At 61.4% G+C, this 25,508-nt stretch carries 21 protein-coding genes; 8 read left to right on the forward strand and 13 right to left on the reverse strand.

Annotated features, from left to right (window positions below; all coding sequences use genetic code 11):
• Window positions 1–25: 25 nt before the first annotated feature.
• On the reverse strand, window positions 26–1,465 hold the full coding sequence (locus HU730_RS17915; RefSeq protein ID WP_181123948.1) for a di-heme oxidoredictase family protein: 1,440 nt from the start codon (window positions 1,463–1,465) through the stop codon (window positions 26–28).
• Between the two features lie 140 nt (window positions 1,466–1,605).
• On the opposite strand from HU730_RS17915, the gene HU730_RS17920 reads away from it, so the two are divergent.
• The gene (locus HU730_RS17920; RefSeq protein ID WP_034128618.1) at window positions 1,606–2,169 is read left to right on the forward strand and encodes an NAD(P)H nitroreductase; all 564 of its coding nucleotides are present in this window, start codon (window positions 1,606–1,608) and stop codon (window positions 2,167–2,169) included.
• A gap of 145 nt (window positions 2,170–2,314) precedes the next feature.
• Here the strand turns inward: HU730_RS17920 and HU730_RS17925 are convergent, their stop codons facing one another.
• The 7 genes from HU730_RS17925 to gap form a co-directional block, all read right to left on the reverse strand.
• On the reverse strand, window positions 2,315–4,453 hold the full coding sequence (locus tag HU730_RS17925) for a methyl-accepting chemotaxis protein (RefSeq protein WP_186527671.1): 2,139 nt from the start codon (window positions 4,451–4,453) through the stop codon (window positions 2,315–2,317).
• A gap of 138 nt (window positions 4,454–4,591) precedes the next feature.
• Window positions 4,592–4,993, reverse strand: coding sequence for a YbaN family protein (locus HU730_RS17930; protein ID WP_014719757.1), 402 nt, complete (start codon window positions 4,991–4,993; stop codon window positions 4,592–4,594).
• A gap of 169 nt (window positions 4,994–5,162) precedes the next feature.
• Window positions 5,163–5,771: a biliverdin-producing heme oxygenase gene (locus tag HU730_RS17935; protein WP_003193925.1), complete on the reverse strand. Its 609-nt coding sequence runs from the start codon at window positions 5,769–5,771 to the stop codon at window positions 5,163–5,165.
• 137 nt (window positions 5,772–5,908) lie between these two features.
• Window positions 5,909–8,473 carry a TonB-dependent receptor gene (locus HU730_RS17940; RefSeq protein ID WP_186527672.1) on the reverse strand — a complete coding sequence of 855 codons (2,565 nt, stop codon included), beginning with the start codon at window positions 8,471–8,473 and terminating at the stop codon, window positions 5,909–5,911.
• Between the two features lie 115 nt (window positions 8,474–8,588).
• Window positions 8,589–9,557 (reverse strand): FecR domain-containing protein, encoded by a 969-nt coding sequence (locus HU730_RS17945; RefSeq protein ID WP_057975089.1) that lies wholly within the window; start codon window positions 9,555–9,557, stop codon window positions 8,589–8,591.
• A gap of 74 nt (window positions 9,558–9,631) precedes the next feature.
• Window positions 9,632–10,150, reverse strand: coding sequence for a sigma-70 family RNA polymerase sigma factor (locus HU730_RS17950; RefSeq protein WP_003193922.1), 519 nt, complete (start codon window positions 10,148–10,150; stop codon window positions 9,632–9,634).
• A gap of 234 nt (window positions 10,151–10,384) precedes the next feature.
• On the reverse strand, window positions 10,385–11,386 hold the full coding sequence (gene gap, locus HU730_RS17955; RefSeq protein WP_054897659.1) for a type I glyceraldehyde-3-phosphate dehydrogenase: 1,002 nt from the start codon (window positions 11,384–11,386) through the stop codon (window positions 10,385–10,387).
• Between the two features lie 221 nt (window positions 11,387–11,607).
• Here gap and edd point away from each other — a divergent pair, with 221 nt between their 5' ends.
• From edd to HU730_RS17975, 4 genes are all read left to right on the forward strand, one after another.
• Window positions 11,608–13,434: a phosphogluconate dehydratase gene (gene edd, locus HU730_RS17960; protein ID WP_014719752.1), complete on the forward strand. Its 1,827-nt coding sequence runs from the start codon at window positions 11,608–11,610 to the stop codon at window positions 13,432–13,434.
• A complete protein-coding gene (locus tag HU730_RS17965; protein WP_034128613.1) occupies window positions 13,431–14,387 on the forward strand; it encodes a glucokinase in 957 nt (318 codons plus the stop codon). Before edd ends, HU730_RS17965 begins: the two co-directional genes overlap by 4 nt.
• Before the next feature lie 137 nt (window positions 14,388–14,524).
• Entirely contained in the window at window positions 14,525–15,259 is a 735-nt protein-coding gene (locus HU730_RS17970; RefSeq protein ID WP_003193918.1) for a response regulator transcription factor, read from the forward strand.
• Window positions 15,249–16,718, forward strand: a complete 1,470-nt coding sequence (locus HU730_RS17975; RefSeq protein WP_034128612.1) for an ATP-binding protein — start codon at window positions 15,249–15,251, stop codon at window positions 16,716–16,718. The genes HU730_RS17970 and HU730_RS17975 overlap by 11 nt, the downstream gene beginning before the upstream one ends.
• A 62-nt stretch (window positions 16,719–16,780) precedes the next feature.
• Here the strand turns inward: HU730_RS17975 and HU730_RS17980 are convergent, their stop codons facing one another.
• A complete protein-coding gene (locus tag HU730_RS17980; RefSeq protein WP_034128611.1) occupies window positions 16,781–17,710 on the reverse strand; it encodes an AraC family transcriptional regulator in 930 nt (309 codons plus the stop codon).
• Window positions 17,711–18,037: 327 nt separating this feature from the next.
• On the opposite strand from HU730_RS17980, the gene HU730_RS17985 reads away from it, so the two are divergent.
• Both HU730_RS17985 and HU730_RS17990 read left to right on the forward strand, forming a co-directional pair.
• A complete protein-coding gene (locus tag HU730_RS17985; RefSeq protein ID WP_003193915.1) occupies window positions 18,038–18,379 on the forward strand; it encodes an antibiotic biosynthesis monooxygenase family protein in 342 nt (113 codons plus the stop codon).
• 41 nt (window positions 18,380–18,420) lie between these two features.
• Window positions 18,421–18,666, forward strand: a complete 246-nt coding sequence (locus tag HU730_RS17990) for a hypothetical protein (protein WP_019817340.1) — start codon at window positions 18,421–18,423, stop codon at window positions 18,664–18,666.
• A gap of 62 nt (window positions 18,667–18,728) precedes the next feature.
• Here HU730_RS17990 and HU730_RS17995 read toward each other — a convergent pair whose 3' ends face one another.
• Complete coding sequence (locus tag HU730_RS17995) at window positions 18,729–19,361, reverse strand: flavin reductase family protein (RefSeq protein ID WP_054897657.1); 633 nt, start codon at window positions 19,359–19,361, stop codon at window positions 18,729–18,731.
• Between the two features lie 177 nt (window positions 19,362–19,538).
• On the opposite strand from HU730_RS17995, the gene HU730_RS18000 reads away from it, so the two are divergent.
• Window positions 19,539–20,294: a hypothetical protein gene (locus tag HU730_RS18000; protein ID WP_019817341.1), complete on the forward strand. Its 756-nt coding sequence runs from the start codon at window positions 19,539–19,541 to the stop codon at window positions 20,292–20,294.
• Window positions 20,295–20,434: 140 nt separating this feature from the next.
• On the opposite strand, the gene HU730_RS18005 is transcribed toward HU730_RS18000, so the two are convergent.
• The 3 genes from HU730_RS18005 to HU730_RS18015 form a co-directional block, all read right to left on the reverse strand.
• Window positions 20,435–21,754, reverse strand: a complete 1,320-nt coding sequence (locus tag HU730_RS18005; protein WP_034128609.1) for an MFS transporter — start codon at window positions 21,752–21,754, stop codon at window positions 20,435–20,437.
• A gap of 333 nt (window positions 21,755–22,087) precedes the next feature.
• Window positions 22,088–23,413: a sigma-54 dependent transcriptional regulator gene (locus HU730_RS18010; RefSeq protein WP_186527673.1), complete on the reverse strand. Its 1,326-nt coding sequence runs from the start codon at window positions 23,411–23,413 to the stop codon at window positions 22,088–22,090.
• Window positions 23,407–25,173: an ATP-binding protein gene (locus HU730_RS18015; RefSeq protein ID WP_186527674.1), complete on the reverse strand. Its 1,767-nt coding sequence runs from the start codon at window positions 25,171–25,173 to the stop codon at window positions 23,407–23,409. The genes HU730_RS18010 and HU730_RS18015 overlap by 7 nt, the downstream gene beginning before the upstream one ends.
• Between the last annotated feature and the right edge of the window lie 335 nt (window positions 25,174–25,508).

Consider the following 25,508-nt stretch of genomic DNA (forward strand, 5'->3'; position numbering starts at 1 on the left):
CTCCCTTCTGTAAGTGGGGCAAAGCTTATAAAGAATTCAGGAACGCCAGCAACGCGGCACGCTGCTCGGCATTGAACGACAACACATGTTGCTGCGCCGCTTGAGCTTCACCGCCATGCCACAGCACGGCTTCAAGCAGGTTGCGGGCGCGGCCGTCATGCAGGAACTGGGTGTGACCACTCACGGTTTGCGTCAGGCCGATACCCCACAGCGGCGGGGTGCGCCAGTCGCGGCCGGTGGCTTTGAATTCGCTACGGTTGTCGGCCAGGCCTTCGCCCATATCGTGCAGCAGCAGGTCGCTGTAAGGGCGGATCAACTGGTTGGCCAGTTCAGGTTCGGCGGCATTGGCGGCGGTGGTGAAGCTGGGCTTGTGACAGCCTTGGCAACCGGCCTGGTAGAACAGGTTCTTGCCGGCCAGCACTTGCGGCGTATCAACGTCCCGACGTGCGGGCACCGCGAGGTTGCGGGTGTAGAACAGCACCAGGCGCAGAATGTTATCGCTGACTTCCGGTTCACCCTGCGGGCCATTGCCGTTGGGCGCCTGTTTGCAGGCCACTTGGGCGTCGGTGCAGTCATCGAAGGGTCTCAGGGACGTGGTGAGGCCCATATCACCAGAAAACGCGTGAACGTTTTGTTGATTGAGGTTGGGCTGCCCGGCTTTCCAGCCAAAACGCCCGAGGACAGTTTTGGCCTGAGCGTCATCCCAGACCCAATTGGCGCGGCCCAGGATGGCCTCTTTGTCGGCGGTCTTGGGGTCGGTGTTGCGCAGGATATCGGCATCGCTGATCGCTTCGAGCAGGCCCAGGCCGATCATCGGCGGGGCGATACGCGCCGAGAAGCGTGTGTCGGGGTGCATCGGGCCGTAGCCGAGTTGGGTGATCTGCAGGTCGGGCTTGCGTAATTCAACGAGCGTGCCGTCCTTGAACCTGACGTTGACCGGTGTGTAGTCGACCCGCACCTTGCCTTCCGGCGCAACGCCAGGCACCGCCATGTCCTGGAGTTGCCCGCCGTAGACCGGCTCGGGTACCACGCCGATCTGTTCGATGAGCTTGGCGTAGGCTGGCTGCTCTGTAATAGAGGGATGGATGGACAGGCGCACCAGCATCGATACGGCATTGGGCGCGTCGGGCAGCGGCGGGTGGCCACGGCCATCCTTGATATGGCAGTTCTGGCAGGCGTTGGTATTGAACAGCGGGCCCAGGCCATCGCGCGCCGTGGTGGTGGACGGCGCAATCACCCACGGGTTGCGAAAGAAACTGTTGCCGACGCTGAAGTCCAGGCGCCGCGTCGGCGCCAGGTTGGCCGAGGGCAAGGAAAAGGCGTTCTGGTCGCGCTTGTTTACCGTCGCCGCGCCACCGGCCCGCGATTCACCCGGCTCTGCTTTCGTGAAGCGAGGGGCGTCATCGCAAGCAGTCAGGCTTAAAGCCATCAACGCTGCAGGCAGGTACAAAAGCGCACGGAACATCGAGATTCCTGGACGAGGGCAGAAAATTAAGGCGCAAAGTCTAACAGGGCAGGGCAGATTGAATAAGAGCAATTATCGTTTGGTGGCATCCCGATTCTTTCCCGCTAGAATGGCTGCACATTTTTTTATGGAGGTGGCCAATGCAGGCTCTCGACGCTTTGCTCAACCGTGTTTCCGTGCCCCGTTTGCTCGACCCGGCACCGACCCAGGAGCAGCGCGACCTGCTGTTCGCCGCCGCCATGCGCGCGCCCGATCACGGTCAACTGCGCCCGTGGCGTTTCCTCACCGTCGAAGGCTGCGCCCGTGAACAGATGGGCACGCTGTTGGCCGAAGCCGCTCGTCTGCAAGACGCCGACGCACCGCAAGCCGCCATCGACAAGGCCCAGAACGGCCCGCTGCGTGCGCCGCTGGTGGTGGTGGTGATTGCACGTGTGCAAGAGCATTTCAAAGTGCCCAAGTCCGAGCAATTGCTGGCCGCCGCCTGTGCGGCCCACGGCATTCTGCTGGCGGCGTACGCCCAGGGTATTGGTGCGGTGTGGCGTACCGGCGAATTGTCCTACTCAGCCCATGTAGCTAAAGGCCTGGGGTTGGCGGCGAATGAAGAAGTGATTGGCTTTCTCTACCTAGGCACGCCGCAGAACCCACCGCGTACGGCGCCGAAGGAAGACCTGACGCCGTTCGTCCAGGCCTGGCCCGGCCGGTAATTCACCACCGTCCTGCTCTATATGTAGGAGCGAGCTTGCTCGCGAAGAACTCAAAGGCGCCGCGTTTATTCAGATAGCACGCGTTATCGTTGACGTTTTTCGCGAGCAAGCTCGCTCCTACAGGGGGCAATGTTTCAGAACCGAGTCAGACCCTAAACTGATCCATCAACTTCATCTGCTGGCTGGCCAGCGCATTGAGCTGGCTACTGATCGCCGCCGACTCGGTAGCCTGGCCGGTCAGGGTTTCGGTCACGGTGCGAATCGCCGAGACGTTGCGGTTGACCTCTTCGGCCACCGCGCTCTGCTGTTCGGCCGCGCTGGCGATTTGCAGGTTCATGTCGCTGATCACCGTGACCGCGTCGCTGATCTTGCCCAGGGCTTGCACGGCTTGATGGATCTGCCCGGCATTGCTCTGCGCCTGGTGCTGGCTGGAGTGCATGGTCGCCACGACGCCACGGGTGCCGCTCTGGATACGCTCGATCACCAGGCGGATTTCCTCCACCGAGTCCTGGGTGCGTTTGGCCAGATTGCGCACCTCGTCGGCCACCACCGCAAAACCACGTCCGCTTTCTCCGGCGCGTGCCGCTTCAATCGCCGCATTCAACGCCAGCAGGTTGGTCTGTTCGGCAATGCTGCGGATCACCTCCAGCACTGAACCGATTTGCTCGCTGTTGACCGCCAGGGCTTCGACTTCGCCCACGGCTTTGCTGACTTCGTCGGCCAGGGTGGTGATATCGCGGGTGCTCTGCTCGATGATCGACATGCCTTCGCGAGCCGACTGGTCGGCGCCGCGTGCCGCGCTGGCGGCATTGGAGGCGCTGTTGGCCACGTCGTGGGCGGTGGCGCTCATTTCGTTCGACGCGGTGGCGACCTGGTCGATTTCACGGAACTGCACCTGCATGCCTTCGCTGGTCTGGCGCGCAATTGCGGACGACTGATCGGCCGTCCCACGAGCTTCGGTGATGCTTTGCTTGATCTGTGCAATGGTCGGCTGCAGCTTGTCGAGGAAGCGGTTGAACCAGTTCACCAGCTCGCCCAGTTCGTCTTTCTTGGCGTAGGCCAGACGCTGGGTGAGGTCGCCGTCACCGCTGGCGATGTCCTTGAGCATGGCGGCCACGCTATTGATAGGGCGGGTCACGCCAGTAGCGGTCAGCCAGATCAACAGCAAGCCCAGCAGGCCAGCGGCGGCGGCCACCAGCAAGGCTTTGAGCGTGCCCGTGGCCTGGGCCTCGTCGAGCACGGCTTGGAGTTTTTCATTGTCGGCCAGCATCACCGCTTTAGGCAGCTTGATCACCACGCCCCAGGACTTGGCACCGGCAATCGGCTTGAGGGGGTACACGGCACGAATGGTGTCGTCCTGTTCACGGATAACCGGCCGGTCATTGGCCAGCAGTTGCACGATCTCCTTGCCTTCGGCGCCGATGCTGTCGATCAGGTTCTTGCCAACTTTGCCCGGCTCACCACTGTAGGCGGCGATCAGGCCGGTGCTGGACAGAATCTCCAGGTGGGCGGCACCGTTGAACAGGTCTTTCTGCGCAGCATCGGTGGTCGCTTGCAGGGCGGTGAGGGCGATGTCCACGCCGACGACACCGATGACTTTGCCGTCGACGATCAGCGGCAGGGAAATGGTGGTCATCAGTACCGGTTTGCCGGCCACCGTGTCTTCGTACGGGTCCAGCAGGCACGTACTGCGCGTGTCTCGTGGGCAGGTATACCAGATGTTGTAGGGCGTGCCGCTGAGGTTGAGGGTGGTCTTGGTCAGGTCATCTTCGACCATGATGGTGTTCTGGCCTTCGCCGCCAGCACGACTCCAGTAGCTGGAAAACCGGCCTTTTTCATTGGAGACGCGTGCCTTGTCGTCGATGAATTCGCTGTCCTTGCCATCCAGCCCGTTGGGTTCGAACGATAACCAGATGCCCAGCACCTTGGTGTTGCGCTCGAACGCGGTTTTGACGCTGCGGTTGAGCTCTTCACGCAGGGCCCCGGCTTCAAGGGAACGCTGGATGCCCAACTGACGCAGGTCTTTGATCTGGTCGGCCAGGGCTGTGACCACCAGCAGGTTTTCGCCGAAGGTCTGCTGCAAGTGGCCGGCCTGTTCGGCCGCTTTGGATTGCAGCAACTGCTCCACGCTGGCGGTGAGCATTCGTGAGCTTGAATCACTGACCAGCCGATCGTTCTGGTTGGTGTTGTAGATATTGATGCCGACCACCAGTGCAATCACACCCAGCAGACACAGGCCGGACAGCAACACGATTTTCAAGCGGATGGAGAGGGTGTCGAACATAGGTTCACTCACGAATGGACTTGTTGGAATGCACGCAGAAGAGCCAAGTCCATTCGGCGCCGTACCTGAAACATCGGCGTCACAAATCAATTCATGAGCAATAGGCGATGAGCGGTAGGAAAATGCCTACATCGGCCGTTATACGGGGCGTGCGAGCTGCTCGGGACGGGACCAGATCCACAGGTTGCCCAGGCTCATTCCGGCAATTGCCAGGTACACCGGCCAGCCGTGATCGAGCATCACCAGCATCAGCACGGCGCACAGCAACATGCTCACGGTGGCGCTGACCTTGGCGCGGCGGGCGATGATCTTGCCATTGCGCCAGTTGGACAGGATCGGCCCGAACAGGCGGTGGTTTTCCAGCCAGGCGCTGAGGCGCGGCGAGCTTTTGGTGGCGGCCCAGGCGGCGAGCAAGATGAATTCGGTGGTGGGCAACCCCGGTATCACAATCGCCACCAAGCCGATCCCCAGGCTGACGTAGGCCAGCAGGCCAAAGAGGACTTGGGCGATTTTGGAGGAGGATTGGGGTTTGCCGGTCATGCTGCAGTTTTCTGGTGGGAAGGTTTACACATTATCAGCCATGAAATGCACCCAAGTGTGGGAGCTGGCTTGCCTGTGATTGCGGTGTATCAGGTTAAACATCTGGCGCTGACCCACCGCCATCGCAGGCAAGCCAGCTCCCACATTGAACCGCTGTCTACCAGAACACTTACGCCAGTTCTGGGGCGCTAGCGTACGCCTGTTCCAGCAACACGGTGAAGCGCACAAACGCATCAATCGCGCCTTTTTCCACGGCAGCTTCTTCTTCGGCACTGAATGCCAGGCCGTCGAGGGTGCGGGTGAAGCTTTTCCAGCCCTCGGCGCGACCACCGGCCGGCTCGCCCAGGTGGCGGGCACCGAAGGTTTCGCTCAGGCCCAGGCCCACGGCGCGCTTGATCAGGAACGCAGCGCCCAGCTTGGAGCCTTCGGAGACGAACAGCCAGCCCAAAGCTTCGGCTTTGCTGGGGTTGTTCACCGCGCCGGCAACCGGGGCGGGGATTTCGGTGTCCAGGTCTGCCAGGTCGAGCTTGGCGGCTTCGGCGCGGCAGCGGGCGGCCAGGTCAGGGATGATCTGGTTCAGTTCGGCATCGTTGTACAAGGCCACCAGTTCCGATTGGAACAGGTACTGGGCCACTACGAAGCGGGCGAAGTTGGCTTGGGTTTCGAACGGCGCGTGAGCCTTCACCAATGCGTCGAGCTTGGTGTGCGGCTCGTTGGTGATCTGGTTCAGGCGTTGGGAGCGCAGGCTTGGACGTTCTGCGGTGGAAGAAGCGGTCATGAAAAAAGTCCTTGAGAAGAGAAGCGCCTGGGTGCCCTGAAGAGAGCTGTTATCAACTAGACGAACAAGAAGACGCGGCACAGTAAAAAATCCTCACCTCGCCGCGGATGCAATGGCGGCGAGGTGAGGCGGAAGGGTCAGATGTCCCAGATCACGTTGATCGCAAAGTTGCGACCGGGCTGGGTCAGGCGGTCGAGGTTGGCCGGGCCGGTCACACCGGCTTCGCCGACGCTGTCGTAGCTGCGCACGTCATCCCAGTTCCAGTACTTCTTGTCGGTGAGGTTGTAGAGGCCACCGTTGACGGTCACGTCTTTGCTCACTTTGTAGTATGCGGTCAGGTCGAGGATGCCGAAGCCCGGGGTCTTGAACGGGCCGTCGGTGCCGCCGTCGGGCGCGTGGAAGGTCGTGCTGTCGACGCGGTCCTGTTTTTTCACCAAGGTCCAGCTCACCAGGCCACCGTAGTTGTCCTGGTCGTAGCCCAGGCCAAACACGCCCTTGAGCGGGTTGACGCTGTTCAACGGCTCGCCATTGTCGTCGTTGCGACCGTAGGTGTAGGCAACCGAGCCTTGGGTATACAGGCCCTTCGGCGCGCCGAAGGTATCCAGGTTCAGGCGGCCCTTGGCTTCCACGCCCTTGACGGTGGCGCGCTTGATGTTGACCGCCTTGAATTGCTCCACGGTGCCGCCGACCACGGCGTTGTCTTCGTCGATAAAGTCACGGTACTTGTTGTAGTACACCGCAATATCGAAGGAGCCTTCGTCGAATTTGCCGCGAATCCCGGTTTCGATGCCTTTGCTGGTTTCTGGCTTGAGGTCGGGGTTGGGTTCGACGGTGTAGCCCAGGTTGAGGTTTTCGAAGCGACCGTACAGGGCCTTGGCGGATGGCGTGCGGAAGCCCTCGGCGTATTGACCGAACCAGGTGTAGTTGTCGGTCAGGGCATAGGTGAGGCCGAACTTGGGTGTTACGCGGTTCCAGGTCTTGTCTTTGCCATCGACGGTATAGGCGCCGGTCGGGTTGACGGTGTTGAGGAATTCCTGGGTCAGCTTGGGCTTGAGCCGGGTGTAGTCATAACGCACGGCGGGCAGGAAGGTCCATTTGTCCCAGGTGATCTGGTCCTGGGCGAACAGCGAGTAGGTGTTGATGGTTGGGTCGGGGAAGTCGCTGGCCTTCTTCACGCTGTCGCTCGCTTGCGGGCTTGGCGCGCCGATGGCGGTGCAGCCGGCACCAATGGCCAGGCACGAGGCTGAGCCTTCGCGTGAACCGGTGACTTTCAGCTGCTTGAGGGTGGTGCCGTAGGTCACTTGGTGGTCGGTTTCGCCGAGGCTGAAGGCCTTGTCCAGTTGCGCGTCGAAGACCCACTGTTTCTCTTCGTAAAGGGTGTCGCGTGTACGCAGGACGCGACGGCCGGCCTGGTAGATTTCGGCGGTGGTCTGGTCGGTCTTGGCGATCTGGTAGTTGAGGCTGGTCTTGATGCGGTCGGCAATCGGCGACTCCAGGGCGAAGGTGTTTTCCAGGCCGAAGCGTTCGCGGGTAATGGTGTCGTTACCGCGACGGTCGCGGTACAGGTTCATGCCCCGGCCACCGATGAACGGGCCGCCCACTGCGTTTTTCAGATTGACGTCGCGGTCATCCTTGAACTTCTCGTAGGTCAGGCCCAGGCGGTTGTCATCGCCATAGTTCCAGCCCAGCTTGGCCAGCACGTTGGTGGTGCGCGCATCTTCCGGGTTGGCGCCGGTACGGGCCAGGCCAGTGGCGTTGTTGCCATCGTAGGATTCGGTTTCGTGGCCATTGCGCTGGCTCAGGTGCAGCAAACCGTCGAAGTCTTGCACACGCCCGGCGAAGGTGCCGGAGGTCAGCCAGCTCTCGTCGGCGGAGCTGTAGCCGGTCTTCAGGCGCGCACCGACGTCCTGGCCTGGCTTGATGATGTCATCCGGGTCGAGGGTGAAATAACTCACCGCGCCGCCGATGGCGCTGCTGCCGTACAGGGCCGAGGCCGGGCCGCGCAGGATCTCCACGCGCTTGACGATTTCCGGGTCGACGTAATTGCGGCGGGTCTTGGCGTAAGGGCCGTTGAAGAAATTGTCCGGCACTTCGACGCCATCCACCTGGGTGAGGATGCGATCGCCGTCGATACCGCGAATGTTGTAGCCAGCGTTACCCGAGCGTGTACCGGCTCCGCCGACGGAGACGCCGGGTTCGTAGCGCACCAGTTCACGGATGTTGTTGACGTTCTGGCGGTCCAGTTCTGCGCGGTCGTGCACGCTGACGGTGCTCGGTACGCTGTTCACATCCTGTTCATTGCGGGTGGCGCTGATGGTCACCTGTTGCAGGGCGAGGGCGCTGCCGGCGCTACGTTTTTCCAGCACGATGTTGTTGGTGCCCAGTTTGCGATAGCTCAGGTTGGTCCCCACCAACAGCCGGTCCAGGGCTTTTTCCGCTGGCAGCGGGCCGCGCACGCCAGGGGACGATACGCCCTGGCCCAGTTCGGCCGGCAGGCCCACTTGCCAGCCAGTCACTGCGGTGAAAGCGTTGAGTGCCGACACCAATGGCTGCTGTTCGATGCTGAACGTGTAATTGGCGTGGCTGCGAGCGGCAGGTTCCGCGGCGGTGGCGCTCATGACGGGCGCACCAGCCAGCAGGATCGCGGCGGTCAGCAAGGACAAAACGGGCGAAGCAGACCGGCGGTTGAAACGAGAGGACATCGAGAGCGCTCCGGGATACGAATCTTATAGTTGCGAACCGAACCAAATAGGAATCAGTTGCATTGGCTATAACGAGACGTATCGCCGGTTAACATCGAGTAAAAATAATTCTCATTTAGTTCAGGATCACCAGCGCCGGGTACTCCGACAGCTTGGCCGAGGTGATGTGGGCCAGGGAGCGCACCACGTCCAGGGGCTGGTCGAGGCGGTAGTTGCCGGTGACGGCGACGCTGGCCAACTGCTCGTTGTTGTTGACGATCCAGCCGGGGTAATAGCGGCGCAGCTCAGCCAGCACTTCGCTCAGCGGGCAGTTTTCGAATACCAGCCGGCCCTGCACCCAGGCCAGGTCCTTGCTGGGATCGAGCTTGGCCGGTTGGCCGAAACCCTTGGGGCCGATGCGGATGCTTTCACCGGCGCTCAGGCGCACGCGGGCATCGTCGAAAGTGTTGCTCAGGTCGACATCGCCGCGCTGCACTTGAACCTGGGCTTCGCCATTGAGGTAGCGCACGGCAAAGGCGGTGTCACGCACGCTGGCGCGCACCGGGCCGGCGTCTATTTCCAGGGGCAGGCCACGGGTGGGCGCTATTTCAAAGAACGCTTCGCCCTGGTACAGGCGGGCAATGCGCTGGTGGTGGTTGATGGTGCTGGAAAATGCCGAGTTGGTGTTCAACAGTACCTTGGAGCCATCGTCCAGTTGCAGGCGCTGGCGCTCGCCGACCACCGTCAGATGGTCGGCCTGCAAACGCACCGGCAGGTTGCTGAAACTGAACAGGCCGACCAGTAACACGGCGGCGGTGGCCAGGGGTTTCCAGTGCGGTCTGATCCGGCGCCAGCCGCTGGGCTTGCGCGGTGCGGCGAGGGCCACGGCAGCGCTATGTACCGGCGCGTCACCCCAGGCGGCCTGGGCCTTGCTGAAGGCGTGGACATGCGCCGGGTCCTGGGCCAGCCAGGCGTCGAACGCGGCCTGCTGTCCAGGTTGCGGGCACTGCAAGGCGATCAGCCAATCGAGGGCTTGGTCCATGGCCGCGTCTTGCAACACCTCATGAGCCAACGCATGGGGGCGCAGTTTATTCGGGTCCGTCACGGTGTTCCTCGGGTCTTCGCCACGTTCTATTCATTTTTCCTATAGCTTGGATCGACACCTCTGTCGGGTGAAGCTTAAGGCTGATCCAGCCGTTCGGCCACACCCACACAGATAGCCATGATCAATTTGAGTTCCTTTTGCACCGTGCTCAAGGACACACCCAACTGATCGGCAATTTCCTGATAGCTGCAACCGTGCAGACGGCTGAGGATGAAAATCCGCTGCTGGCGGGCGCTCAACTGGCCGAGGCTGACACTCAGGTGCTCCAGTAGCTGCTCGGCCTGGGTAGCTTCCTCCGGCGTGCTGGCCGGCGCGGCGACGCTTTGCAGGACATCCAGCGGGACATCCTCCTGCAGGGTACGCGCCTGAATCCTGCGCGAACGCAAGTGATCCAGCGCCAGGTTGCGCGCCGTCTGGTAGACAAAGGGTTCAAGGTGGTCGATTGGCCGCTCGCTGAGGGCCCGAGTCACGCGCAGGTAGGTTTCCTGCAACAGGTCCTCGGCAGTGCTGTGGTTATGCACCATGCGTTGCAGAGTTCGTAGCAGGATCACCCGTTGGGTGAGAAAGACGTGGTTGAAGCGAGATTGGCTCACAGTGATACCAGACCGATTTGCAGTTAATGATAATGCTTATCATCAACTGAAATGGCAAGTGGCACTTTGAGATGCCTTGGAGATTGTGCCGCTCGTTCCCATGCTCTGCGTGGGAACACATCCTGTGACGCTCCGCGTCACAACTTTAAGAGCAGGACGCGGAGCGTCCAGGGTGGCATTCCCACGCAGAGCGTGGGAACGATCTGAGTCAGTGCACGCAATCCAGCCTAGGGCTTATTCGGCGTTGCACAACGCCAGGCAGTTATCCAGCATACGGTTGGAGAAGCCCCACTCGTTGTCATACCACGCCAATACTTTGAGCAATTTGCCACTGACCTTGGTGTGATTGGCATCGAAGATCGACGACAGCGGGTTATGGTTGAAGTCGGTGGAAACCAGCGGCAGGGTGTTGTAGCCGAGGATCTTCGAATGCTGGCTGGCGTGTTTGAGCAGGGCGTTGACTTCATCGGCCGTGGCTTCTTTCTTCAACTGCACGGTGAGGTCTACCAGCGACACGTTGATCACGGGCACACGCACCGCCATGCCGGTCAGCTTGCCTGCTAGTTCCGGCAGCACCAGGCCCACCGCTTCAGCGGCGCCGGTCTTGCTCGGGATCATGTTCTGGGTGGCCGAGCGCGCGCGGTACGGGTCGGTGTGGTACACGTCGGTAAGGTTCTGGTCGTTGGTGTAGGCGTGAATGGTGGTCATCAGGCCGCTTTCGATACCCAGCTCGCGGTGCAGCACCTGGGCCACCGGCGCCAGGCAGTTGGTGGTGCACGATGCGTTGGAAATGATCTGGTGGGATTGACGCAAGATGTCATGGTTTACGCCATAAACCACAGTGGCATCCGCGCCTTTGGCCGGGGCCGAAATGATCACCTTGCGCGCGCCGGCGCTAATATGGGCGGCAGCCTTGTCACGGTCGGTGAACAGACCGGTGCATTCGAACACCACGTCAATCTTGTGCGCAGCCCACGGCAGGTCGGCGGGGTTGCGAATGGCACTCACGGCAATCCGGTCACCATTGACGGTCAGGCTTTCCTGATCGTGGGCAACCTCTGCGTCGAAAGTGCCGTGTACGGTGTCGTACTTGAGCAGGTGAGCATTGATCGAGCTGTCGCCCAAATCGTTGATGGCGACGATCTGCAGATCCTGGCGATAGCCTTGGGTATACAGTGCGCGCAGGACATTACGGCCGATACGGCCAAAACCATTGATTGCGATACGAAGAGTCATTGGAAGGTGCCTGTCGTCGATTTGTTGTAAGAATTACAAGATTATTCGCATAAAAATAGAAAACAAGCCTTTTTAGTGGCAATATTTTGTTCAATCTACAACGAGTGACCTGAATCAACTGGTCCGATGATCCAAACGACCCCCTGCCATCCCATGAGCCGTGGGCGTTTGATCAGCATAGACACTCAGGTCGCCACATCCGTTAGCCTGGAGTTCTATACATGCATCCCCGCGTTCTTGAGGTCACCGAACGGCTTATCGCCCGCAGCCGCGCCACCCGCGAGGCTTACCTTGCGCTCATTCGCGGCGCAGCCAGCGACGGTCCGATGCGCGGCAAGCTGCAATGCGCCAACTTCGCCCACGGCGTGGCCGGTTGCGGCACCGAAGACAAAAACAGCCTGCGCATGATGAATGCCGCCAACGTGGCAATTGTTTCTTCTTATAACGACATGCTCTCGGCGCATCAGCCCTACGAGCATTTCCCCGAACAAATCAAAAAGGCTCTGCGCGAAGTCGGCTCGGTCGGTCAGTTCGCCGGCGGGACCCCCGCCATGTGCGACGGCGTGACCCAGGGCGAGCCAGGCATGGAGCTGAGCCTGCTCAGCCGTGAAGTCATTGCCATGTCCACGGCGGTAGCGCTGTCCCACAACATGTTCGACGCCGCGCTGATGCTGGGCATCTGCGACAAGATCGTCCCTGGCCTGATGATGGGCGCACTGCGCTACGGCCACCTGCCGATGATCTTCGTGCCGGGCGGGCCGATGCCGTCGGGTATCTCCAACAAGCAGAAGGCCGATGTGCGCCAGCGCTATGCCGAAGGCAAGGCCAGCCGCGAAGAACTGCTGGAATCGGAGATGAAGTCCTACCACAGCCCTGGTACCTGCACCTTCTACGGCACCGCCAACACCAACCAGTTGCTGATGGAAGTCATGGGCCTGCACTTGCCCGGCGCTTCGTTCGTCAACCCGTACACGCCGCTGCGTGATGCGTTGACCCGCGAAGCTGCGCACCAGGTCACGCGTTTGACCAAGGCCAATGGCAACTTCACGCCGATTGGCGAGATTGTCGACGAGAAGTCCATCGTCAACTCCATCGTTGCGCTCAACGCCACTGGCGGCTCCACCAACCACACCCTGCACATGCCGGCCATTGCCATGTCGGCAGGCATCATCCTGACCTGGCAGGACATGGCCGACCTCTCCGAGGTGGTGCCGACCCTGTCCCACGTGTATCCAAATGGCAAGGCTGACATCAACCACTTCCAGGCGGCGGGCGGTATGTCGTTCCTGATCCGCGAACTGCTGGAAGCCGGCCTGCTCCACGAAGACGTCAATACCGTGGCCGGCAAGGGCCTGAGCCGCTATATCCAGGAACCTTTCCTGGTGGATGGCGAACTGGTCTGGCGCGACGGCCCGATCGAAAGCCTCGACGAAACCATCCTGCGCCCGGTGGCCCGTGCGTTCTCGCCGGAAGGCGGCTTGCGCGTGATGGAAGGCAACCTTGGCCGTGGCGTGATGAAGGTTTCGGCGGTAGCGCCGGAGCATCAGGTTGTCGAAGCGCCCGCGGTGGTGTTCCAGGACCAGCAGGACCTGGCCGATGCCTTCAAGGCCGGCCTGTTGGAAAAAGACTTTGTCGCGGTGATGCGCTTCCAGGGGCCGCGCTCCAACGGCATGCCGGAACTGCACAAGATGACCCCGTTCCTGGGCGTGTTGCAGGACCGTGGTTTCAAAGTGGCGCTGGTGACAGATGGGCGAATGTCCGGCGCGTCGGGTAAGATCCCAGCCGCGATCCACGTCAACCCCGAAGCCCAGAGCGGCGGGCCGCTGGCGCGGGTCCAGGATGGCGATATCATCCGTGTGGATGGCGTTACCGGCACCCTGGAGCTTAAGGTGGACGCCGAAGTATTTGCAGCGCGCACGCCTGCCACGGGCCTGTTGGGCAATAACGTGGGGGCCGGTCGCGAGTTGTTTGCATTCATGCGCTTGGCCGCAAGCTCCGCAGAGCAGGGCGCCAGCGCCTTTACCTCTGCCTTGGAGACGCTTAAGTGAAGCTTGCGCTGGTCGGTGACATCGGGGGGACTAACGCCCGTTTTGCGTTATGGCGGGATCAGGAACTGCATTCGATCCGCGTGCATGCCACGGCGGATCACGGCAGCCCTGAAGAGGCGATCAAGGTCTATCTCAAAGAAGAAGGCCTGCAAATCGGGGACATCGGTGCGGTGTGCCTGTCGGTGGCCGGGCCGGTGAGCGGCGATGAATTCAAGTTCACCAACAACCACTGGCGCCTGAGCAAAACCGCGTTTTGCCAGGCCCTGCAGGTGGATGAACTGTTGCTGGTCAACGACTTCTCGGCCATGGCCCTGGGCATGACCCGACTCAAGCCCGACGAATTCCGCGTGGTCTGCGAAGGCACGCCGGAGCCCTTGCGCCCGGCCGTGGTGATCGGCCCGGGTACGGGTCTCGGCGTCGGCACCTTGCTGGACCTCGGCGCAGGCCGTTGGGCAGCATTGCCGGGGGAGGGTGGGCATGTCGACCTGCCCCTGAGCAGCCCACGGGAAACCCAGCTGTGGCAACACATCTACAGCGAGATCGGGCATGTCAGCGCCGAAACCGCGTTGAGCGGTGGCGGCCTGCCACGGCTGTACCGGGCGATTTGTGCGGTGGATGGGCACGAGCCGGTGCTCGACACCCCCGAAGCCATCACGGCGGCGGGCCTGGCCGGCGATCCGGTGGCCATGGAAGTATTGGACCAGTTCAGCATCTGGCTGGGCCGAGTGGCGGGCAATAACGTCTTGACCACCGGTGGACGCGGTGGCGTGTACATCGTGGGTGGGGTGATACCGAGGTTTGCCGACTTCTTTATCAACAGTGGCTTTGCCCAGAGTTTTCGCGACAAAGGCTGCATGAGCGACTACTTCAAAGGTATTCCGGTGTGGCTGGTGACAGCGCCGTATTCCGGGTTGACTGGGGCTGGTGTGGCGCTTGAGCAAGCTTTTGCATAGGTCATAATGGCGCCATCGCAGGCAAGCCAGCTCCCACAGTCTGGAATGCATTCCAAGTGTGGGAGCTGGCTTGCCTGCGATGACGGCCTAAAGGGCACCCGATGATTTGAGCCAGGCCATAACAACAAGGAGGCCCCGTGAGCGTAATCAGTAAATCCATTCTCCTCGTCGACGACGACCAGGAAATCCGCGAATTGCTGCAAACCTACCTCAGTCGCGCCGGCTTCCAGGTCCGTGGCGTGTCCGACGGTGCGGGGTTCCGCCAGGCAATGAACGAGGCGCCGTGCGACCTGGTCATCCTCGATGTCATGTTGCCAGACGAAGACGGCTTCAGCCTGTGCCGCTGGATCCGCCAGCACCCGCGCCAGGCGCAGGTGCCGATCATCATGCTCACCGCCAGTTCCGACGAAGCCGACCGCGTGATCGGCCTGGAGCTGGGCGCCGATGACTATATCGGCAAGCCATTCAGCCCCCGCGAGTTGCAGGCGCGCATCAAGGCACTGCTGCGCCGCTGCCAATTCGGCCAGGAGCGCAGCAGCGGCGGTGATGTGTGGGTGTTCGATGAATGGCGCCTGGATATGATCAGCCACCGCTTGTTTCATGTGGATGGTGAAGAGGTGATCCTCTCCGGTGCCGACTTCGCCTTGCTCAAGTTGTTTCTCGACCACCCGCAACAGATCCTCGACCGCGACACCATCGGCAACGCCACCCGTGGCCGCGACCTGATGCCCCTGGACCGTATCGTCGACATGGCCGTCAGCCGCTTGCGCCAGCGCCTGCGCGACACCGAGAAACCTCCGCGGCTGATCCGCACCGTGCGTGGCAGCGGCTATCAACTGGCAGCCAGCGTGGTTGCCGGCAATGCCCACTGAACCGCTGAACGAACGTCGCCGCCGCTTCCCGGTACCCCGCTCGCTGCTGGGGCGCATGTTACTGCTGACCTTGCTGGCGGTGCTGTTTGCCCAAGCGTTGTCCAGCGTGATCTGGGTGTCGCAACTGCGCGCCACCCAGCTTGAGGGCTTGGTGACCAGCGCCCGTAGCCTGGCGCATTCAATGACCGCCAGCGTGAGTTACTTCCGGTCGCTGCCGGTGGCCTATCGCCCGTTAGTGCTGGACCAATTGCGCAGCATGGGCGGCACGCGTTTTGTGGTGACCCTCAATGATCGCCCGCTGGACATGCAAATACTGCCCGAAACCCCGCGCAAGCAAGCGGTGCTGGTGGCGGTGGACGAAGTGCTGCGCCAGACCCTGGGTGCCGACGTGCATATCTCGGTAGAGTTCGTCAGCGCCGAAGACCTGCGCATCTTCAATGCCGGCCTGAAGCTCGACGAACTGCCGCGCTCCTGGGCCCATTACGCGCTGACCCTGGAACCGGTGAACCCGCCGGTGCTGGTCACCCAGATCCAACTGGCACCCGGTGAATGGCTGTACATCGCCTCGCTATTGCCCGAGCCCTACACCAGCCTGGAAGAGCAAGGCCTGCCGTCCCAGCAGGTGTGGTTCATCGTGCTCACCAGCGGTTTTCTGCTGCTGTTCATCGGCCTGCTGGTGCACTGGCAAAGCCGACCGCTCAAGCGCCTGGCGCGAGCGGCGCGGGACATGTCCCTGGGCGCCGATGTGGAACCGGTGGCTGAAGGCGGCGGCAGTGAAGTGGTGGAAGTGGGCCGTGCATTCAATGCCATGCGTGAGCGCATCAGCCGTTACCTGACCGAGCGCAGCCAGTTGTTCAGCGCGATTTCCCATGACCTGCGCACGCCCATCACCCGCCTGCGCCTGCGTGTGGAATTGCTGGAAGACGAGAACCTGCAAAACAAATTCGGCCGTGACCTGGATGAGCTGGAATTGCTGGTCAAGGGCGCGCTGCAATGCGTGAAAGACACCGACATCCACGAAAACATCCAGCCGGTGGATCTCAACCACGTCCTCGAATGCCTGGTGGAGCCGTACCTGGCACCCCATGGCAATGGCCGAGTGACCCTTGATGGCGCGGCCCTGTCAGCCTACCCAGGCAAGCCGCTGGCGCTCAAGCGTTGCATCGGCAACCTGATCGACAACGCGCTCAAGTACGGGCAGAACGCGCATTTGCATATCGAGGACGATGGCGTGCAGTTCATCCTGCATGTGGATGACGAGGGGCCCGGCGTGCCGCAGCAGCGACTGGAGCAGGTGTTTGAACCGCACTTCCGCCTGGCCGGCCAGCAGCAGGGTTACGGATTGGGGTTGGGGATTGCGCGCAATATTGCCCACAGCCATGGGGGCGAAGTGAGTTTGCAGAACCTGCGTGAAGGCGGCCTGCGCGTTACCCTGCAACTACCAAGAACCTTGGACTAACAAACACCTGAGATCAAATGTGGGAGCTGGCAAGCCAGCTCCCACATGTTGCTCTGCGTACATCAGATGCTTTGGCGCAACCGGGCCAGGTCGCGCAGCGGCGGCGCACCAAACAACCGGCTGTACTCCCGGCTGAACTGGGACGGGCTTTCATACCCCACCCGATAGCCCGCCGCCGAGGCCTCCAGCCCTTCGGCAATCATCAGCCGCCGGGCTTCCTGCAAGCGCAGTTGCTTCTGGTATTGCAGCGGGCTCATGGCCGTGATCGCTTTGAAGCGATGGTGCAGGGTCGAGACGCTCAGGTTCACTTCTTTGGCCAGGTCGTCAATACGCAGCGGCTGTTCGTAGTTACCGTTCAACCAGGTGATCGCCTGGCTCACCCGATGGCTCTGGCTGTTAGCCACAGCGATTTCATACAGGCGATAACCCTGCGGGCCACGCAGCAAGCGGTAGAGAATTTCACGGTTGATCAAGGGCGCGAGCATCGCGATGTCTTTAGGCGTGTCCAGCAAGCGGGTCAGGCGCAGCACCGCGTCGAGCAGTGCGTGATCGATGCGGTCGACGTACATGCCTCGTGAGGTCGGGCGCGAGGGCACGCCCATCGGCCCGGCCTCTGCGATCAGCGCTGTGAGCTGCGCCGGGTCGATATTGATACGCACCGAGAGGTTCGGGTCCTCGGCGGTGGCGTCGATAATGCGGCCGGCTACCGGCATCGCCACCGAGAACACCAAGTAGTTGAGCGGGTCGTAGGCAAAGATCTCGTCGGCCAGGCGTACTTCCTTACTGCCACTGGCGAGGATGCACAGCGCGGGTTCCACCAGCACCGGCATGAAATCCCGGGGCGCGTTGTGGCGGTTCAGGTACAGCGAGGTGATCGCCGTGCCGTAGGAGCCGTCCTCCCAGGTATGGCGGTGCACGATACTGGCCAGCTCGGCGCGTTGTTTCTCCATCTCGGCATCGAGGGGAATGGACTTGGATTCGGGCGACGGCATGGGGCGTCCTCTACACGCTGCTTTGATGGGCTCAGCTTAGCGGCGGCTTTTCAAAAAGTGTTACGTCGATTCTGCAGCATCCTTGCCTGATCCTGCGAGATAGCGTGAATCAGGCAAGTGCGCAGCCTGTCATCAGCCTGAAACATGAGGCCTGGGCCTGGAATAAATCCTGGGGCCGAACGTCCTCCCTACGCTTCTCGCAGGATTGTGCAATAAGCCTGCAGGAATTGACTAACCGCGCCCACCCCCGCGCCGTTATCTTTGATCCTGTGGCAACACGCCCTCATTGTGCTTGCCGAGCATCACTTCTCAACGGGAGAGTCGAACATGTCCACCCCCATTCCCGCGAGCCATATGGCCTTTATCCGCGCCCGTAGCGGGTGCAGCACCGAACTCGGTGCACGCTTGAGCAGTTTGATCGAACCAGGTCGCCAGGCCCAGGGTTGCCTGCAATTCTCGTTGCAGCACTCCCAGGTCGATCCCGATGTCTGGCTGGTGTCCGGGTTCTGGAGCAGCGAGCAGGCCATGAGCGCCTACTTCAACTCTCCGGCCCTGATGATCTTCACCGAGCTTCTGAACGACATGGTCGTGCGCAGCATGGACTTCCAGACCTTCACCGACGCATCGGCGGCACAGGCCTACGGCGAGTACCTGCAACTGGCCGGTTAACGGTTAGAATGGCCGACTTTCCATTGGCCAGGACCTGCAACATGGCACGTAAACAATTTGCCCACCACGAAGCCGTTTCCGCCGTAGTACCGGGCGAAGGTGGCTACAGCGCCGCCGTCGCCGTCAAGGCACTGGATGGCATGGGCGCACCCAGGTTTCACAAGATCCTTGATGGGCAGACGTTCAAGACTGCGTCCGATGCCGATGATGCGGCGACGTTGCAACTCGAGCATCTGGTCGATGTGGATGCAGAAGGCCAACTGACCTGGGCGACTGCTGAACGCTGAGGCAGCACACCTAACCAATGTGGGAGCAGGCAAGCCAGCTCCCACAGTTTTGATTGCATCAGTCAGGGTTTGGTGGCGCCTGGTCTGTGCATTTTGAACAGGGCCTCAGGCCCCAGCTGGAAATAGTCGGCCGGGCCACCCCCGCGCAAAATCGGCTCGGCGGCAGCAGTGTCGTAGATCCCATCCTTGAGCAACCATTTGGCGATGTGCACCGCAACCACCTCGCCCAGCACCAGCCAGCTTGGCACCAACTGTTGGTCGGCACGTTGCAGTTGGATGATCTGCGTCACCTTGCACTCGAACGACACCGGGCTCTCGCCCACCCGTGGTACGCCAACGATTTTCGAAGCCACCGGCGTCAGCCCGGAGAGTTCGAATTCATTCACCTCGGGCGATACGGCCGCGCAGCTTTGGTTCATCTGCTCGGCCAGCGGGCGGGTGGCCAGGTTCCAGACGAATTCTCCAGTCTGTTCGATATTGTTCAGGCTGTCTTTACGCCCGACACTGGAAAACCCAATGATCGGTGGAATGTAGTTGAACGCATTGAAGAAGCTGTAGGGCGCCAGGTTCAGGCGGCCTTCGCGATCGTGCGAGGAGATCCAGCCAATCGGGCGTGGGCCGACGATCGCATTGAACGGGTCATGGGGCAGGCCGTGGCCGTTGGCGGGTTCGTAATAGTGGATGTCGTCAGGCATGGCCGGGGTTCCTGCTACGCGGTTTGGGAGGCGATCATAGTGCAATTCATGGCGGTGAATTTCCATCGTGCCCATGGATTTTTCATACATCTGCCACCTATTTTTCACAGTTTCCCCTTCAGTCTGCGCCCAAGGTCAATACCCCCTATAAGACTGAGCCTTGGAGCTATCCACTGCATGAACAAACTTCCTCAGATCACCCTGGCGTTCTGGGTCATGAAAATCTGCGCAACTACCTTGGGCGAAACTGCCGGGGACTTGCTGTCGATGACCTTGAACGTTGGCTACGCCATCAGCTCCATGATCCTCATCAGCGTGTTCCTGGTGACCCTGGTGACGCAACTCTGGTCGAAAACCTACAACCCGGTGCTGTACTGGATCGTGATTTTGTCTACCAGCACGGCGGGTACCACGATGTCCGACTTCATGGACCGCACGCTGGGGCTGGGCTACGCCACCGGGTCGATGATCCTGATCGTGATCCTGATGATCATCTTTGCATTGTGGCACCTCAGTGGTGACTCGCTGAACGTGAACAAGGTGCAGACCTTCCGAGGGGAACTGTTTTACTGGATGGCGATCCTGTTCTCCAACACCTTGGGCACCGCATTGGGCGATTTCCTCGCGGACGATTCGGGGCTGGGCTTCGCCGGTGGCGCATTGTTGATCGGCTCGACCATCGCCGCGGTGGTGGTACTCAAGTACTTCACCCGCATCTCGTCGGTATTGTTGTTCTGGGTGGCGTTTGTACTGACACGGCCGTTTGGCGCGACCTTGGGGGATTTCCTGACCAAACCCCATGAAAAAGGCGGCTTGGATTTCGGCACCATCGGTTCATCCGCGGTATTGGCTGCGGTGCTGGTGGTGATGATTGCAGGCGCGTCGTATGCGCAGCGGCGCTATGGGCGCAATGAGGCCGCAGAGTTGTCCTAAGGCTAAATGAGGGAGCGGGCTTGCTGTGGCGAGGGAGCTTGCTCCCGTTCGACAGCGTAGCTGGAGCCAGCTTTTTGGGGGCGCTTCGCACCCCAGCGCAAGCAAGCTTGCTCGCCACAGCAAGCCCGCTCCCTCATTTTTTAGTCGGTGGTGATGCGGGAGTGTTTACGCGTGTCCTTCATGGTCACGTAGACCATCAACGATACGGCGATACACGCGGTCACGTACCAGTAGTAGCCAGTTTCCATACCGATGCTCTTGAACCACAGCGCGATGTATTCAGCGGTACCGCCGAAGATCGACACGGTCAGGGCATACGGCAGGCCCACGCCCAGTGCGCGGATTTCGGTCGGGAACAGCTCGGCCTTCACCACGGCGTTGATCGAGGTGTAGCCGCTGACGATGATCAGCGCCGCCATGATCAGGAAGAACGCGCCCCACCAGCTCTGGATGGTGTGCAGGGTAGTGAGGATCGGCACGGTGAACAGGGTGCCAAGCACGCCGAAGGCGATCAGGATCGGGCGGCGGCCGATTTTATCCGACAGTCCGCCGATGATCGGTTGCAGGCACATGAACAGGAACAGCGTCGCCGCCGAGATGGTGGTGGAGTCGGAGATGCTCATGCCGACCGTGTTCACCAGGTATTTCTGCATGTAGGTGGTGTAGGTGTAGAACGCCAGGGTGCCGCCCATGGTCAGGCCGACCACGGTCATCAGCTCCTTGGGATGGCGCATCAAGGTGCGCATTGCGCTTTCCTTGGCTTTTTCTTTCTTGGTGAACGACTCGGTTTCTTCCATGCCGCGACGCAGGTACAGCGCGACCACTGCACACAATGCACCGATGGCGAACGGGATACGCCAGCCCCAGGCATACAACTGCTCGGTGGTGAGCACCTGTTGCAGCACAATCAGCACCGCCAGCGCGATGAGCTGGCCGGAGATCAGGGTCACGTATTGGAAGCTGGAGTAGAAACCGCGGCGTTCCTTGGTGGCCATCTCACTCAGGTAAGTGGCAGAGGTACCGTATTCGCCGCCGACCGACAGGCCCTGCAGCAGGCGGGCAAACACCAGCAGGATCGGCGCACCGATACCAATGATTTCATAGCCGGGGCTCAGGGCAATCAGCAGCGAGCCGAAGCACATCAGGTACACCGAGGCCATCAAGGCTTTTTTACGCCCCACTTTGTCGGCGTACAGGCCCATCAGCCAGCCACCGATCGGGCGCATCAGGAAGCCTACGGCGAAGATCGCGGCGGTGTTGAGCAGTTGGGCAGTGGTGTCGCCTTTGGGGAAGAAGGCTTTGGCGAAGTACAGCGAGAAGGCGGCGTAGACGTACCAGTCGTACCATTCGACCATGTTGCCGACCGATCCGCTGAAGATCGACTTGATGCGGCTGGAGGTGGTGCGCTCCTGCGCTTTGACGGCCGTCGATCCCAGAGGCACGGTGTTGGAGTTATCCATTGAAGGATCCTTCATCTAGTTGTTTTTATGGAGCGGCGCGTGCGCAGCCTGTTGGGGCTATAGCAGGAGCTGTGCCAGGTAGAGGAAGGCCCGGAATAGAAGGGTTGCGGGATTTTATTGAGCGGAAATTCGCTGATGGTTTTGGGGTGGTGAGCGGAAATCCGCTTATGGCTGCAGTAGTCGTTCCCGCGCTCTGCGTGGAAACGCCTGTTGTGACGCTCCGCGTCGCGCCTTTAAAAAGCGACGCAGAGCGGCCTAGGCTGCGTTCCCACGCGGAGCGTGGGAACGATCAGTGTGGGAGCGGGCTTGCCCGCGATGGCGATCCAAAGATCGCTACACAAACATCTCCCTTACCAACCCATGCCGCTGCATCTTCTCATTGAAGGTACGGCGCGGCAGTTGCAACTCGGCCAGCACCGCCTTGATATCGCCCTTGTGACGCGTCAACGCGGCCTTCAGGCAGTGTGCCTCGAACGCCTCCTGCTGCGCCGCTAACGACTGCCCGGCTTCGACCCCTTGCGGTTCCGGCTCGTCTAGCCCCAACACCTGGCGCTCGGCGACGTTGGCCAGTTCGCGCACATTGCCCGGCCAGTCATGGCTGAGCAGGCGCCCCAACTGTGGCCCACTCAAGGGCTCGACCTGGCGGCCCAGACGCTCGGCGGCGCTTTGCGCAAAATGCTCGTACAGCAGGGGAATATCTTCGCGACGTTCACGCAATGGCGCCAGGCGCAGTTGCGCGACGTTGAGCCGATAGGCCAGGTCTTCGCGAAAGCGCCCGGCACGGGCTTCTTCCAGCAGGTCGGGCTTGGTGGCAGCGATGATGCGCAGGTCCACTTGGATACTCTGGTTGGAGCCCAGCCGCTCCAGCTTCTGTTCCTGCAATACGCGCAGCAATTTCACTTGCTGGGCCAGGGGCATGCTTTCGATTTCATCCAGGAACAAGGTGCCGCCGTGGGCATATTCCAGCTTGCCGATACGTTTGCCCTGGGCACCGGTGAAAGCGCCGCTTTCATGTCCGAACAGTTCAGCTTCGAACAACTGCTCGGGGATTGCCGCGCAATTGAGGGCCACGAACGGCTTCTTGGCGCGTGGGCCGAAGTCGTGCAGGCAGCGGGCGACCAACTCCTTGCCGCTGCCGGTCTCACCCCGGATCAGCACATTGACCGGCAAGCCCGCCAGGTCCAGCACTTGGCGGCGCAAGCTTTGAAGGCCCTTGGACACACCCAGCAGGCTGGACTCCAACTGCGCGCGATGATCGGCCTGTTGATGCAGGCGGCGGTTTTCCAGGATCAGGCCACGCTTGTCCAACGCCCGGCGCAGGCTGTTGAGCAAGGCGTCGGGGCTGAAGGGTTTTTCCAGGAAGTCGTAGGCCCCGTCGCGCATGGCTTCGACGGCCATTGGCACGTCGCCATGGCCGGTGAGCAAAATCACCGGCAAATCGGCATCGCGGCGCTGCACCTCGGCCAACAGTTCAAGGCCGCTGAGCCCCGGCATGCGCACGTCGCTCAGAATCACCCCGGCAAAGTCCTTGGGCAGTTGCGCCAGGCACTCTTCGGCGCGGCTGAACAACTGCACGTCAAACCCCGACAGGCTCAGCCATTGCTCGACGGCCGTGCGAATACTGGCTTCGTCATCGACCACAATCACCGCGTTCAACATAGGTCTGGTGTCTCCAGGGCGATAGGCAGGGTCAAGGTGAAAATCGCGCCATCGCCACGGTTGGCGGCACTCAGGCGTCCGCCCAGTTCATGCACGATAGCGTAGGACACCGCGAGCCCCAAGCCGAGCCCGTCGCCCACCGGTTTGGTGGTGAAAAACGGGTCGAATACGCTGCTCAAATGTTCCTCGGCAATCCCGCCGCCGCTGTCGCAGACGCTCAACTGCCACAGCTGCTGATCGGCGTGCAGGCGGATTTCCAGGCGCTTGCGCGGTTTATCGGCCATGGCGTCGAGGGCGTTGCGCAGCAGGTTGATCAGCACTTGTTCCAGGCGGATCGCGTCGCCACGTACCCAGGCCGGGCGAGTGAGGTCCAGCACCACGCCGATGGCTTCGTCACGCAGGCGCGCGTCGAGCAGGTGCAAGGATTGGTCGACCACCGTCGCCAGGTCCAGCTTTTCGCGCAGGCCACTGGGGCTCTTGCGCGCGAATGTCTTGAGGTGGCCGGTGAGCGCGGCCATGCGCGTGAGCATGTCATCCAATGGCGTGAGCGCCTTGTAGGCATCGTCCACGCGACCATGGTCGAGCAGCAGCCGCAGCGTCGCCAGTTGCATGCGCTGGGCGGTCAGCGGCTGGTTGATTTCATGGGCGAGGGCGGCCGACATCTGCCCCAATGCCGCCAGCTTGGCCGACTGCACCAGGCCATCCTGGGCGGTGCGCAGCGCCTGGGTGCGTTCTTCGACCAATTGCTCCAGTTCTTCACGGCTGCGCTGGCGCAAGCGGGCCAGGCGCCAGCGCTGGCTGAGGAACAGCCCCAGGAACACCAATGCCAGCCACGAACCCGCAGCGGCAAGGCCCGCGTTACGTTGGTCTTCAAAGGCAAACTGGGGTTTGCGCAACAGGTGCAGGGTCCAGCCTTCGCGCTTGAGCGGCAGCGACTCCCAGATGTAATTGGCGTTGCCGTCGGGGCCGCTGACGCGAATCAAGTGGCTGTTTTCGTCAAAGCGTTGCAGGGGCTGGGTGTCCAGCGGCTGCAGTTGCTTCTTGTCGTATTGGCGGGTGGCCTTGAGTTCAGCCAGGTCATTTTCGGACAACGGCCGCAGGTTGCGATAACGCCAGCCCGGCTGGTTGGCGATAAACACGATGCCCCGCGCATCGCTGACCAACAGCAGGTCATTGCCCTGGGCCCATTCGCGCTCCAGCTCGGGGAACTCCAGCTTGACCACCATGGCCCCAAGGAACTGCTCGTGCTCATCCACGACCGCGCTGGAAAGAAAATAACCCGGAATACCCGTGGTCACGCCCACTGCATAAAAGCGCCCGGTGCCCTGGCTCAAGGTCTGGCTGAAATACGGCCTGAACGCGTAATTGTGGCCGACATAACTGCTGGGCAGGTTCCAGTTGCTGGCGGCCACGGCCAGGCCGGTGCGGTCCATCAGTTCCAGGGTCGAAGACTGCGCAGCGCCGTTGATGCGCTCCAGCTTGCGGTTGAGCCGGTCTTGCGTGGCGGCGTCCAGCGGGCCCTTCAAGGCGCTGATCATCTCCGAATCCAGCGCCAGTACGGCGGGCAGGGCACGGTAGCGTTCGATCAGGGTGTGCAGCGAGTTGGCATACAGCGCGAGCTGCTGATTGGCACGGGCGGCGTCGTCCACCAGGGCCTGGCGTTCGGCATGGCGCGTGGCCAAGGCGGCAGCCAGCACCGCACCGGCGATGATCAACAGAGAATAGAAGGTCAGGCGCAGGGGGCGAGGGATCACGATCATACGATGATGAACAGGCACGGTAAGGGGCGAGCACCATAGCATGGGCAGCTCATATCTTGTGACCAAGGAGTTTGTGTGGGAGCTGGCTTGCCTGCGATGACGGCCTGCCAGCCGACGGCTAGCTACCTGACGCCCCACGATCCCAATGTGGGAGCGGGCTTGCTCGCGAAGGGGGCCTGGCAGGCGACACAGTTGGATTATGTGCATATCCATTGCTGCGGTAACGGCCACTTAGGGTTCCGCCCTGACGGCGGGTCACTTTGGAAAAGCCCCAAAGTAACCAAAGGGCTCTTGCCCCACCACTCGGCACCTCGCCTAGGCTCGGTGTGCCCGAA

It is taken from the genome of Pseudomonas sp. SWRI22 (genome assembly GCF_014268395.2).
Lineage (GTDB): Bacteria > Pseudomonadota > Gammaproteobacteria > Pseudomonadales > Pseudomonadaceae > Aquipseudomonas > Aquipseudomonas paracarnis.

Bases quoted from the DNA above. Each gene is read 5' to 3' on its own strand.
- HU730_RS17915 (WP_181123948.1), bottom strand. From the start codon at position 1,465: ATGTTCCGTGCGCTTTTGTACCTGCCTGCAGCGTTGATGGCTTTAAGC.
- HU730_RS17920 (WP_034128618.1), top strand. From the start codon at position 1,606: ATGCAGGCTCTCGACGCTTTGCTCAACCGTGTTTCCGTGCCCCGTTTG.
- HU730_RS17925 (WP_186527671.1), bottom strand. From the start codon at position 4,453: ATGTTCGACACCCTCTCCATCCGCTTGAAAATCGTGTTGCTGTCCGGC.
- HU730_RS17930 (WP_014719757.1), bottom strand. From the start codon at position 4,993: ATGACCGGCAAACCCCAATCCTCCTCCAAAATCGCCCAAGTCCTCTTT.
- HU730_RS17935 (WP_003193925.1), bottom strand. From the start codon at position 5,771: ATGACCGCTTCTTCCACCGCAGAACGTCCAAGCCTGCGCTCCCAACGC.
- HU730_RS17940 (WP_186527672.1), bottom strand. From the start codon at position 8,473: ATGTCCTCTCGTTTCAACCGCCGGTCTGCTTCGCCCGTTTTGTCCTTG.
- gap (WP_054897659.1), bottom strand. From the start codon at position 11,386: ATGACTCTTCGTATCGCAATCAATGGTTTTGGCCGTATCGGCCGTAAT.
- edd (WP_014719752.1), top strand. From the start codon at position 11,608: ATGCATCCCCGCGTTCTTGAGGTCACCGAACGGCTTATCGCCCGCAGC.
- HU730_RS17975 (WP_034128612.1), top strand. From the start codon at position 15,249: ATGCCCACTGAACCGCTGAACGAACGTCGCCGCCGCTTCCCGGTACCC.
- HU730_RS17980 (WP_034128611.1), bottom strand. From the start codon at position 17,710: ATGCCGTCGCCCGAATCCAAGTCCATTCCCCTCGATGCCGAGATGGAG.
- HU730_RS17985 (WP_003193915.1), top strand. From the start codon at position 18,038: ATGTCCACCCCCATTCCCGCGAGCCATATGGCCTTTATCCGCGCCCGT.
- HU730_RS17990 (WP_019817340.1), top strand. From the start codon at position 18,421: ATGGCACGTAAACAATTTGCCCACCACGAAGCCGTTTCCGCCGTAGTA.
- HU730_RS17995 (WP_054897657.1), bottom strand. From the start codon at position 19,361: ATGCCTGACGACATCCACTATTACGAACCCGCCAACGGCCACGGCCTG.
- HU730_RS18000 (WP_019817341.1), top strand. From the start codon at position 19,539: ATGAACAAACTTCCTCAGATCACCCTGGCGTTCTGGGTCATGAAAATC.
- HU730_RS18005 (WP_034128609.1), bottom strand. From the start codon at position 21,754: ATGGATAACTCCAACACCGTGCCTCTGGGATCGACGGCCGTCAAAGCG.
- HU730_RS18010 (WP_186527673.1), bottom strand. From the start codon at position 23,413: ATGTTGAACGCGGTGATTGTGGTCGATGACGAAGCCAGTATTCGCACG.
- HU730_RS18015 (WP_186527674.1), bottom strand. From the start codon at position 25,173: ATGATCGTGATCCCTCGCCCCCTGCGCCTGACCTTCTATTCTCTGTTG.